Genomic DNA, 12,757 nt, shown 5'->3' with positions numbered 1-12,757 from the left:
GCAATCTTAAACCGCTAAAAAACGACATTTTCAAACCGCCATAAAACAGCATTTTTAAACCGCTATTGACAACGCACGTTACGTCCCACTACTCACATTATCAATAAATTGATTGAATGATGGTTCGTAGTACTTTCTAAACTGTTCAACTAGCCTTGCGATTGTTTTCTTCACATGCGATATATCATGCATCACGCGATCTTTCACTAAAATGTAAATACAAAAAAATTTCTAAAAAAATTGTTCTTCCATTATTTTATTTTCGAAATATTTAGCTATATAGTTAATCTATTTGTTTAGATTTACAACATTGCCAAAATCAAATATTTATAAAAATAAAACAGAAATCCTTCATCATGAACTTCTGTTTTAAATTATATTTTATTTATTGTTTATTAAATTTTTTATCTCTTTAAAAAACAAATCAATATCTTTTTCTAATAATATCTCATCTTTTTCTGTAATAACTTTATCACTGTGTAATATCTCATCCTTAATTAATACTATCTTATAATTTTCATTTTCTATTTTTAAGCAAATTGCTGATGTATCAAATATATCACAATTATATGAAACAAGTAGAAATGGCACTAATTTTCCAAATCGTTGTTTTCCACCTTTATTTAATAGATAATTTTCATAATTTAAAGTAGAATTTTTATTAAAATTTAATACGTGAGTTATTTCAAAATTATGTTCCGAATAGTTAACTTCACCTATATCAATTCTATGTCCACCATATGCTTTCATGAATTTTATATATGATGATGGTAATTTTGTTTTATAATTTTTTAAGAAGTCTTCAAATGTTCCTACATCAAATTCATAAATGTTTTTTTAATTTTATCACTTGAAACTGATATTGTTAAATTATTAATAAATGCATTAAATGAATCTGCTACGAAATGGATAGCCCATGGAAAGTCTTCTAATTTCTCACTACTCATCATTTTATCCAATTCTTCTTCTTTAAAATCATTTTCAGAAGTACCTTCTGGAAGTTCAATGATACCTAATTCTTCATGATCTATAAAAACGACAGAAGGATTTAATTCATCTTTAGAATAATCAAATGCGATATAGTTTCCCCCTGGGTCCTCACCGAATAAAACATATGGTCCGAAATCTGTAATATCATATGCTTCATCCACATAAATCGATGAATACCCCTTTTTTGAAAACCTCAAAAAATCACTTATCATTGAAACTGGTCTTCCATCCGCATCAAACTCTGCACTCATATGCGCAAATGGGTATTTTAATGTAAATTCTACAAAATCCTTTGGAAGCTTATATCCACACCATTCTTCAAACTTTTCTATTTCAGTTTTATTTATTTTCTTCCCTCTAATTTTAATGAAATCTTCCACATCTTGAATACCCATATTTGTTTTCCCCTTGTGACTGTATGATTTCTTAAAGATTTATCATATATCTATCCTTCTATAATTGCTGTTAAATCTTCAAAGAACTTATCAATATTATCAGTAATATAGATTAAATCTTTTTCATTAATAACATCCTTTTTATGAAGAACGTCATGAGGTATTACTACAATACTCATTTTATCATTTTCCATATTTAAAGCTATCATTGAACTATCTCTTAATTCGTTATTATAACTAATTAACAAAAATGGTATTAAATTTTTAAATTTTTCCTCTCCACCTTTTAACGAAATATATTCATAGTAATCAATTATTGATTTTTTGTTAAAGTTAATAACAGTATCTATCCTGACAACATGTTTCTCTAAATTTACAACCCGACCATTAAATTTTACACCAGCATAGTGAATAATAAATTTTCTGAATGAATCTGGCACATCTGGTTTTATATCATGAATGAATTTCTCAAATTCATTAATATCTAACTTTTCATAAGGTAGATCGTATTTTTGAGGGACTGAATATTTTAAACTATTCATAAAATCAGTAAATGATGGAGAGACATAATGAATCGCCCATGGAAAATCGATAAGTTTATCGCTATTCATCATCTTATCTATTTCAGCTGCGGTAAAATCATCTTCGGTAGTGCCTTCAGGTAGTTCTATCAAACCCAATTCTTCATGATCTAGAAATACTACAGACGGATTTAACTCATCTTTCGAATAATCAAATGCGATGAAGTTTCCACCGGGATCTTCTCCAAATATGACAAAAGATCCAAAATCCTTAATTCCATATGCTTCATCTATATATATTGAATCTTCATCATCCTTACTAAATAATAATATATTTGATATTAATGAATTCTTTCTTCCCACGGCATCAAATTCACCTTCGAAATATGCTCCAGGTAACTTCAAATTAAATTCAATGAAATCTTCAGGAAGTTTATATCCACGCCAAATTTCAAACAATTTGATATCTTTTTCAGTAACTTCTCGGCTTTTTGAAACAATGCTTTCTAAATTATTAATGTTCATTTTTAAAACTCCTTTTTCTACCTAATATTTTCTCCCCAAAAAACATTACCACCAGTATGGCCAGTTAATTGATGTATTTTTCTGTCAACTAAAAAGATTATTCCGGGTTTATCAGAGTGATGCCATGTTAAATTTTTAATTCTTTCTGAACCTTTAATTATTGATTCTAGTTGTTCGTTAGTAAATCTTTCTGATAAATTGAAATCATTTTTCACTAAATCTTGTAACATTTTAGTTGCATACTTAAATTGTTTTTCATCACTTGCAATCCATAGTTCCTTAGGAAGTGTTATTTTTCCATACACATATTTATCATCAAACCTTGGCTGTGCTAAACAATTTATTTTTTGTTCACTTATTTCATGAACTCCACCGGCATATTTTTGATTAATGATTCTAGGGTTTTTAGAATTTTCTAAATAACTTTTCATGTATGCAATCGTTAATTTCGCTTGCTCTATACTCTCAAACTCTTCATGTTCCATAAATTCTTTATTTATTCTCATATGCTCAATATAACTATCCGCATCTTCAAAGCCTTTAGGGGTTATTAATATACTACCATCCTCTAGTTCTTTAAATACAATTCGGCACTTATTATGCACCAGCGCTCTTACATTCCCAACGAAATAAGTATGATAATCCTCCACCTCAAAGTTATATACTTCCGTGCCCTTCTCGTTTGTTTCAATTGATTTAATTCTTATCAACTGATTTTGACACAACAGCGTATCACTATCAGTTAATTCCTCTGCCACGATGAATCCTCTATTCGTAGTGAAGTATAAATATTGTGGTGTGGATTGAATCGTTTCACCATTTGTGAGTGTGATAGTTTTGATGACATCTGCTTGTTTACTGAACGTTTCAGTGACTGCCTTGTAGCTGACATACCCTGTTTCCATGCATCGAGATAAAACTTCATCTCCGACTTGAATCGTTTCAATTGGTTTTAAACCAAACTTAGTTTGTACTAAAGTTCCCCCCACGAAACAGTTCTTAATAAGATTCAACTCACACAACTTAGCTTTGACATCCGTCATCCTACTTCTTAGTATAATCCCTAATTCCTCTCGTGTTAAACGAAACACAGGCTTATCAAACATCTTCACATGCAGATGATTGCCGACAAGTTTACTATATTCTAAGTTGTTAAACGCGCGTTTCGTCCCACTACTCACATTATCAATAAATTGATTGAATGCTGGTTCGTAGTACTTTCTAAACTGTTCAACCGGTCTTGCGATTGTTTTCTTCACATGCGATATATCATGCAACACACGATCTTTCACTACATGATATGGAATTACTTTCTGACTCATATGTCAAAATGAGTTTATTTTATAGATAAGAGTCTAAGGGATTAAAATCACCTTAGACTCTTCGTTTTTTATATTCATTTTCTTACTTTTCAGGTATCTAATTTATTATAATCCACTTTGCTACACCCATTACACATTCAATTCTTTAAACAACAGTATAAAAATTTTAATTAAATTCATTTTAAATTCAAAATTTTTGAAATTACTATAACGTTTTTCCTTCAGTATGACTTTCATCTTCATGAATTTCAGTATATACTAAGTGTTTTTAAAGTTATTTCATAACCATGTTATCAAAGTTATACAAAATATGATTAACTTGATATTACAAACAAATATATATTTATTAATTATTTGTTGTATTTTATAATTATTATAAATAAATTTTATCAAGTAATTTTTCTATAAACTCATCAATATCATCAGATAAAAAAATTAAATTTTCATCAATTATCATTTCATCTTTTTCAAATTCATCATTTGGTATCAAGTAAAGAGAAATTTGATTACCAATTTGTTTTAATGTAATTGCAGAATATCCATATATCTCATCTTCCATTTTTACTAAAATAAATGGAAAAAGTCCCACATATTTTGAAATTCCACCTTTATTCGAGATAATGTTTCTGTAGTCCAAACTATCTCGATAATTAAAATTCAATATAACTTTTAAATTAAATTTTACATTGTTTATCTCGATATTTGTTTTTCCTGATATTTTCGAACCACCATATTTTTTTAAAAAAGAGTATATCTTCGAATTTGAATTTACATAATTCGTTTTTAAAATTTCATAATATTCATCTTCATTAAAAGTATATTTTGAGTATCTTACTTTATTATTTTTTAATATTTTTAATATTTTTAAAAAATCTGTAAAGGATTCACTAACATAATGTATTGATCCTGGATAATCTATGATTCTATTACTATTTTGTAATTTTATATATTCAATTTCAGACAGTTTTTCAACTGTTTTACTTTCTGGTAATTGAATTAATCCTAACTTCTCATGATCAATAAATACTACTGATGGGTTCAGTTCATCATTTGAATAATCAAACGCGATATAATTTCCACCTGGATCTTCTCCAAATAACACATATGGTCCAAAATCATTTATATCATAGGCTTCATCTACATAAATCGATGAATACCCATCTTTTGAAAATCTCAACATATTACTTATCATCGAATCTGGTCTTCCTTCAGCATCAAATTCAGCACTCATATGCGCAAATGGATACTTTAATGTAAATTCTACAAAATCATTGGGTAGTTTGTATCCTCTCCATTTTTCAAATGATTTAATATCGTTTAGATTCAATTCAGAACCTTTTACTATTAAACTATCAAAATTCAATGTAATCTCTCCTTATAATTTATCTATTACCATTGCCCCAAGTTGCTCTTCCACCTAAATGTCCAGACTTTTTATGAAGTTCTTCCGGTACAAGTTCTAATTTTCCAGGTTTATCCGAATGATGCCATGTGAGGCCGGGTATCTTTTCCGCTCCATTTTCAATAGCTTCTATTTGTTCACTTGTAAATCTTTTTACTAAATCTTTATCTTGTAATATTTTGTCATAAAGCTCTTCTGTTGCTTTCTTAAACTGTCTAGAGTCACTTATCGTCCAATCTGCATCTTCTAACTTAAATTCAAATTTTATATCCTCAGGTTTAAATCTTGGTGCTGCGATACAATTGTATCGCAAACCTGTTTTTTTATGGTATCCATTCGCATATCTTTGATTAATTAACACAGGCTTTTCCGTTTCTTCTAAATAGTTCTTTAAATGCTTTATTGTACCACTAGCTTCTGTTAAATCTTTGTAACCTTCAAAATCCATGAATGATTTATTTCTTGACATATAATCAAGATAACTTTCTGCATCTTTAAATCCTTTAGGAGTTATTTTAATAGTACCATCCTCTAATTCTTTAAATACTATTCGGCACTTATTATGCACCAACACACCCGCTGTTCCTACGAAGTATGTATGATTATCTGCTACTTCAAAGTTATATACTTGTGTCGTCTTCTCAGTTGTCTCAACGGATGAGATTGATAAGATGTTGTGCTCACCTAATAGCTTATCACCATCAGTTAACTGTTCTGCTACGATAAAGCCTCGATTCGTAGTGAAGTATAAATGATGTGGTGTGGATTGAATGGTTTCACCATTTGTGAGGGTGATTGTAGTGATAACATCTGCTTGTTTACTGAACGTTTCAGTGACTGACTTATAGCTAACATACCCAGTTTCCATGCATCGAGATAAAACTTCATCTCCGACTTGAATCGTTTCAATTGGTTTTAAACCAAACTTAGTTTGTACTAAAGTTCCCGCCAAGAAACAGTTCTTAATAAGATTAAACTCACACAACTTAGCTTTGACATCCGTCATCCTACTTCTTAGTATAATCCCTAATTCTTCTCGTGTTAAACGAAACACAGGCTTATCAAACATCTTCACATGCAAATGTTCACCAACAAGTTTAGTATATTCTAAGTTATTAAATGCGCGTTTCGTCCCACTACTCACATTATCAATAAATTGATTGAATGCTGGTTCGTAGTGCTTTCTAAACTGTTCAACTGGCCTTGCGATTGTTTTCTTCACATGCGATATATCATGCATCACGCGATCTTTCACTACACGATAAGGAATTACTTTCTGACTCAATACAGATGGTAGACGTTGTATGTTTGTATTTTTAACGATTTGGTTTAATACATGATCACCTGACATCTTAGGTTTTAAGAAACTATCTAACCCAAAGCTTTTGTCAAACGTATGCTCTACCGCTTGCTTAACAAATTGATTTGACTTTGAAACCCATTCCCTGGATTGATTCACCACCGTATGTCCATTGATTTGGTCGACTAATCCTTGAATTCTTGCTTGATTTAACCTTTCTGCGAAATTGGATTTCAATGTAATCAAATGTTCAGGCATTTTGAGATGACGTGCCATCCCACTCGTAATCACTTTCGTCGATGCCTTTAACCCCGTCTTCTCAATCGACTTCATTAATAATTTCTTTCCTGCGCCTTTCAGCGCCGGCGGAACAGGAATTAGTGACGCTGCTTCAACCCCTCGCTCAAGATTAGACAACTTTCTACCGGATACCAGATTCCTTCCAGACACCGCATTATGTACAGAATACGCTGAATATGCAGCAGCTGCCGCTGCACCTGCAAGGGGGTTGATAATAGAAAGCACAATTATCCCCGCGGTCGCTTTCATCTCAAACCAGAATTCTTTACTTTCCTGCGCTTCTCTCTTTAATTCCGCCTGCCTTTCGGCCTCAAGCCGTTTCGCTTCCTCTTCATAACTTTCATAATCAAAGCTTTGCCCTTTCAGCACCATATTTTGAAAGTCAGTTCGCTTTAAATCTTTATTTTCTTTCTGTTTTTTTAATTGTGCATAATTTTGATCAATAATCTTCTGAATATTTTTATCAGATTTAAGTAATTCCTCTAACGTATACACATCTTCTTTTTCAGCGTTTTTCACTTTCTCTTTAACAACATGTGCTGATGAATCGTGTAATGAAGGCGTATCTACACCATTCTTCTTTATATGAAATGCATTGATATTTATATTTGAAATACTTTCCATCACTTGATCAAGCTTTGTCGTAAATGGATCATCCACCCGTTCTTTCAATCGATGATCGATTTGTGATACGTAATCCAGCATTTCATATTGATAGTAATCCATCACTTTCTTACCCGTTAGACCTATTTCTTTCGCTTCAACGTGACATACATGATCGACGTCATATGCGTTAATTGCCGACTGTATTTCTTGAATGGCGTCATCAATTTTTTGAAAGTCCGAACCCGATACTGCATCAAGTATACTTTGAATCTTCCGACGTTCATTATCATAATCGTGCGATAAGTAATCTATGGATCTCAAAATCACCATTCCTTTATATATGATATTTAGAAAACTATTTAATCAATTTTTTTATTTTCTTTTATTCTAATTTTTTGATTATATTCTTATTTATTTGCCTATTAATTTAATTATTTAATAATTTATTTATCCAATAATTTATTTATTTGCTTATTAACTTATTTAAATTCTTTTAGATCTACGTAATTGTTTTTATATATTCAAGTTTAATTTGTATTCTAGTTATTCGACTTCATGAATAATCTAGCATTTTAATTTTATTATCATTATTTGTTAATCATCCTAAGTTACTTAGCTGCATTATTTGTTGTTCTACCTATGTTACTTCGCAACATTATTCATTAATGTTGTAATACAACTTAGCAAATTCCATTCCCCATGCTTCATCTTGCTTAATAAATTCCTCAACAGCATACCCAACAGAACCAGCTACAAGAGAGAATTTATCGTCTAAATTTGCTACAACAACACCTGCTGCTTCATACGTCCCCATTGATTTAACGGCACGTTCACTTTGATAATAAGAATTATCTTTTACCCGATTAAATGCTTCAACACCTTCTTTATATTTCGCATTTATCGCTTCTAATTTCGACATTACTTCGTATATCGTATCAGGTGACACTTGTATTTTACTCATTCACTACCACCTCTTTTGCTGATAAATTTAAACTTTCAATAATAAATGTATTGATAACCCCAATATTAACTACTTTGATGGTTTCATCTGCCACATCGTACATATAAAGGACATCATTTTGTTCAAACAATTGATATATACGATGTGCTTTATTTAATGATTGATGGTATATCTCTACTTCCAGTGTATTTGTCACACTTTCTATACCTGCTTCCTGAATAAATGCATGTGCTTCCTGTTCTACGTCCATAAAGTCAAAATCAATTGCATCTTCCTGGCGAAGCAAAATCGGATACTGATCAATTAGAGATGCAAACAGTGTTTGATTACTAACAATTCGAATCTGAAACTTATTTTCTTCGAATCTACTCAACATAAAATATCTATGCTCTAAATCGATACAAGGACTAAAATGAATATCACCGATTCTGACATTACTTAAATGCATACAATACGCTTTTATTAATGTCGCAATTTCATACCCAGTTTCTGTTAAAGATAAATCCTCAGTAAAATATCCTTTATCTATTAATGCGTATACTGCCTCATTCAAATCATCCGGTTGACGCCATTCAAAATGAACAAGTGGTATATCACTACCTGCAAGCAATTTCAATTCTTCATAAGTATAATAATCTGTTCTATTAACCATTACACATTCACTCCTCTTACAGCTTGTGTAATCGATAATGCATCGTATTCACTTAAACTTTGATATAATGCATCAATCGCTTCGACATGTTCAGATATTGCTCCATTTAAATCACCCTGAAATGATGCCATAATATTTATCATGTTATACACCGATTCCTTATACTCTCCATGCCATTCTGATCCTTCAATAAAACTGACTAATTCTTTTGTCATTCGATATGCTTCGTTAAATGCTTGCTCTGCTTTCTTCGCATCATTTAATGCTTGTTGTATTCTATCTTCTTTCGCTTTTATCCCAGGATAACCACCATTTGAGCTCCCTGCATAACATACTTCATGCATCATTACCCCTCCTAACTAAATATTTTACTTTCATATTCTGATTGTTTCATACGTGCCTGTTCAATTGCCTGATCAACACTTTGTTTCGCTTGTTGTGCATCTTGTTTTAACGAAGTTAGCTTTTCTTTAAGTAAATCACTTTTTTCTATGTATAATTGATTTGGATTATCTTGATGAATCGATAATTGATTTCGCATTGCATTACTTAATGCTTCTTCAATATTCCGATAAGCTTGTTGAATTGTATAACTTTCCTCTTCAAGCTTACTAACGAGTTGTGCATAAGATATCGCTTTACTTGCAAATTCAGTTCTTCTGCCAATTTCTGCTGCAATTTCAGAAGCAAACTTTTCAACATCTTCATATTTACTTTTTACAAATTGCTCAATATCGTGAAACATAGCGATACCTCATTTCAAATATTTTTGTCTTTTCTATTATAATAAATTTATTCCTATAATTTCAAAAAATCGTATGCTTTCATGAAACAAAAATATAAAAAAAGAAAATAGAAAATAGAAAAAAATAGAAAAAAAAAGAAATAGGCACAATCGCCTATTTCTTCTTCTCATAATACGTTATAATTTTTAATATGCTTATTGTAATTCAAAATGAAAACTAAATGCTGATAAAACATACAACGGTGCGGTTTCTGCTCTTAATATACGTGGCCCTAAACCTACAGTTGTTCCACCAAACAACTCAATTTCCGTCTCACTAAGTCCACCTTCCGGACCAAATATAACACAAACTTTATCACCATGTTTAATATGCTTTATCGCTTCAGTAAAACTTTTCGTTTCACCCGTTTTCGCAGTTTCTTCATATGCAATAAGCACATGATCAAACACTTCTAATTCCTTTACAAGTGATTTCCCGCTATTTGCAAATTGAACATAAGGTACAATTTGTCGATAACTCTGCTCAGCAGCTTCTTTCACAATCTTCTCAAATCGTTCTAATTTCTTCTGAAACTTCTTCTCATCAACTTTAACAATCGTTCGTTCACTTACAAATGGTATAAAGCTATGCGCGCCGAGTTCTGTTGCCTTTTGAATCATCCACTCATACTTGTCATTCTTCAGTAATCCGCTCGCAATCGTCACTGATATCGGCATTTCTGTTTGGATATCGAGTTGATCAATCGCCCTTACCGTCACTTCATTTCCGATGTCAGTCAGTTCCACAACCATCGTGCCATTCATAAAGTTGATAATACACTGATCTCCAACTTGTTGGCGCATCACATTCTTAATATGATGTACGTCATCTTTCTGTGCAATCGTATAATGTTCACCTAATTCAGCATGTGCCTCAAGAAAATATCGCTGCATCTTATGCCTCTTTTCTAGCGGCAATTGCAATCCATCCACTGTCTCGCGTAATTTCAAGTATGCGATAACCTACGCGTTCTAAATGCTCCACAATCATTGTTTCTTTTTCTTCGATAATACCAGAAGTAATAAATAGTCCATTATCATTTAACAATGCGTAACTATCATCAATCATTAAATCAACAATGTGAGCTAATATATTCGCAAAGATTACATCACGTTTTTCTGTTTCACCTTTTAATAAATTACCTGGTTCAGCCGTAATCGCATCCAGACAATCATTTTTCTCAAAATTATCTTGTGCAACTTTCACTGCAACCGCATCTAAATCCAGCGCTTTTATCGGTGCAGCGCCAAGTTTATGTGCTGCAATACTTAAGATTCCAGACCCTGTCCCGACATCAATCACGGATTGATTCGGCAAGACATACTTTTCAATTAATTTTAAGCACATTGATGTCGTTGCATGATCACCTGTACCAAACGCCATACCAGGATCTAAATGAATTGCGTGTTCACCTTCTTGTAACGCGTCATAACTTTCCCAGCTCGGCACGATCACAAATTTATCAGACACTTTAAATGCATGAAAATGATTCTTCCATTCATTCGCCCAATCTTCTTCCTGTACTTCATCTGTCGAAATTTCCAGACGCGTCACTTTCACATCATGCAATTGATTAATTTTCTCTTCTATCGTTTCGATGATGCCATCATGATAATCCAATTCGCTAAAATACACTTTCACACGTACATCTGACTCTGGATAATCCGCAGGGTCAAGTTCGTATATTTCACCAAATGTTTCAATGCGTCCTTTTTTTAATTCTTCACTGTCTTCAATCACGACACCGTTGGCACCTACTTCATTTAATATATCCGCAATAAAAGGTTCCAGTTCGTGATTAATCATTAACGTAATTTCTTTATAATTCATTATTATTCTCCTTTAAAGAAGCGTTTAGTTTTATCAAAGAAATTAGAAGGTTGTTCTGTAATATCCGTGCCATCAATTTCAGCAAATTCACGTAATAATTCCGCTTGACGATTTGTCATTTTCACTGGTGTCTTCACATTTACTGTAACATATAAGTCACCATTACCATAACCATGAACATTCGCAACACCTTTATCACGTAGTCTAAAGCGTTTACCTGTTTGTGTACCTGCTGGAATCGTCAACATGACTTTACCAGTCAATGTCGGTACTTGAATTTCATCACCTAATGCAGCTTGAGCAATCGTTAAATCCAACGTGTAGAATAAATCATCGCCTTCACGCTCAAACTTATCACTTGGTTGTACTCGGAATACAACATATAAATCACCTGCTGGTCCACCATTCACGCCAGGTTCACCTTGACCAGATAAACGAATTTGTTGTCCATTATCTACACCTGCAGGTACAGTTACTTTAATTTTTACCGTTTTGATGACGCGTCCAGTACCGTGACAGTCATGACATTTCTCTTCGAAAGTTTTTCCTGTACCGCCACAATCCGGACATGGTCTTTCTGTTCTTACTCGACCAAATGGTGTGTTTTGCTCAACATGAACATTACCACGGCCATGACATGTACTACATGTATTTACTTTCGTACCAGGTTTAGCACCTGTACCATGACATGTATCACACTCTACTTCTTTCTTCACTGAAATTTCTTTCTCTGTACCAAATACTGCATCCTCAAATGAAATATTCATTTGATATTGCAAATCGTCACCTTTACGTGGTGCATTTGGGTCACGTCGCGTAGCACCACCAAAGAATGAACTGAAGATATCTTCAAATCCGCCAAAGCCGCCGAAGTCTTGTCCACCAAATCCTTGTCCCATGCCTGCATGACCAAATTGATCATACTGTGCTTTCTTTTGTTCATCACTTAATACTTCATATGCTTCTGCAATTTCTTTAAATTTTACATCAGCATCTGGCTCTTTGTTAATGTCAGGATGATATTTTTTTGATAACTTTTTATATGCGCGTTTTATCTCTTCTTTAGAAGCACCTTTTTGAAGGCCAAGTACTTCGTAATAATCTCTTTTCGCCACGTTTCATTCTCCTTTACTACACATCAATTTAAGAAAAAGCCAAAGCCAATAAA

13 protein-coding genes are annotated in these 12,757 nt (G+C 32.4%); all 13 read right to left on the bottom strand.

Annotated elements, in window-relative coordinates:
• Positions 1-381: 381 nt before the first annotated feature.
• A complete protein-coding gene (locus OCL94_RS05550) occupies positions 382-750 on the bottom strand; it encodes a hypothetical protein (protein ID WP_262995388.1) in 369 nt (122 codons plus the stop codon).
• Positions 751-812: 62 nt separating this feature from the next.
• On the bottom strand, positions 813-1,385 hold the full coding sequence (locus tag OCL94_RS05545) for an SMI1/KNR4 family protein (RefSeq protein ID WP_262995387.1): 573 nt from the start codon (positions 1,383-1,385) through the stop codon (positions 813-815).
• A gap of 50 nt (positions 1,386-1,435) precedes the next feature.
• A complete protein-coding gene (locus tag OCL94_RS05540) occupies positions 1,436-2,431 on the bottom strand; it encodes an SMI1/KNR4 family protein (RefSeq protein WP_262995386.1) in 996 nt (331 codons plus the stop codon).
• Positions 2,432-2,448: 17 nt separating this feature from the next.
• On the bottom strand, positions 2,449-3,753 hold the full coding sequence (locus tag OCL94_RS05535; RefSeq protein ID WP_262995385.1) for a polymorphic toxin-type HINT domain-containing protein: 1,305 nt from the start codon (positions 3,751-3,753) through the stop codon (positions 2,449-2,451).
• Between the two features lie 373 nt (positions 3,754-4,126).
• Entirely contained in the window at positions 4,127-5,116 is a 990-nt protein-coding gene (locus OCL94_RS05530; protein WP_262995384.1) for an SMI1/KNR4 family protein, read from the bottom strand.
• 19 nt (positions 5,117-5,135) lie between these two features.
• Positions 5,136-7,682 (bottom strand): polymorphic toxin-type HINT domain-containing protein, encoded by a 2,547-nt coding sequence (locus OCL94_RS05525; RefSeq protein ID WP_262995383.1) that lies wholly within the window; start codon positions 7,680-7,682, stop codon positions 5,136-5,138.
• Positions 7,683-8,016: 334 nt separating this feature from the next.
• On the bottom strand, positions 8,017-8,322 hold the full coding sequence (locus OCL94_RS05520; RefSeq protein WP_262995382.1) for a hypothetical protein: 306 nt from the start codon (positions 8,320-8,322) through the stop codon (positions 8,017-8,019).
• Entirely contained in the window at positions 8,315-8,974 is a 660-nt protein-coding gene (locus tag OCL94_RS05515; protein ID WP_262995381.1) for a DUF5081 family protein, read from the bottom strand. Before OCL94_RS05515 ends, OCL94_RS05520 begins: the two co-directional genes overlap by 8 nt.
• Positions 8,974-9,318 carry a virulence factor gene (locus OCL94_RS05510; protein ID WP_262995380.1) on the bottom strand — a complete coding sequence of 115 codons (345 nt, stop codon included), beginning with the start codon at positions 9,316-9,318 and terminating at the stop codon, positions 8,974-8,976. The genes OCL94_RS05515 and OCL94_RS05510 overlap by 1 nt, the downstream gene beginning before the upstream one ends.
• Before the next feature lie 11 nt (positions 9,319-9,329).
• Complete coding sequence (locus tag OCL94_RS05505) at positions 9,330-9,719, bottom strand: hypothetical protein (RefSeq protein WP_262995379.1); 390 nt, start codon at positions 9,717-9,719, stop codon at positions 9,330-9,332.
• Positions 9,720-9,914: 195 nt separating this feature from the next.
• Positions 9,915-10,652 (bottom strand): 16S rRNA (uracil(1498)-N(3))-methyltransferase, encoded by a 738-nt coding sequence (locus OCL94_RS05500; RefSeq protein WP_262995378.1) that lies wholly within the window; start codon positions 10,650-10,652, stop codon positions 9,915-9,917.
• Position 10,653: 1 nt separating this feature from the next.
• Positions 10,654-11,589: a 50S ribosomal protein L11 methyltransferase gene (prmA, locus tag OCL94_RS05495; RefSeq protein WP_262995377.1), complete on the bottom strand. Its 936-nt coding sequence runs from the start codon at positions 11,587-11,589 to the stop codon at positions 10,654-10,656.
• Positions 11,590-11,591: 2 nt separating this feature from the next.
• Positions 11,592-12,704, bottom strand: a complete 1,113-nt coding sequence (gene dnaJ, locus OCL94_RS05490) for a molecular chaperone DnaJ (RefSeq protein WP_262995376.1) — start codon at positions 12,702-12,704, stop codon at positions 11,592-11,594.
• Positions 12,705-12,757 lie beyond the last annotated feature (53 nt).

This window comes from Macrococcus capreoli (assembly GCF_025628935.1).
Lineage (GTDB): Bacteria > Bacillota > Bacilli > Staphylococcales > Staphylococcaceae > Macrococcoides > Macrococcoides capreoli.
The sequence above is the reverse complement of the archived record's forward strand: the minus strand, read 5'-3'. Positions and strand labels throughout refer to the sequence as shown.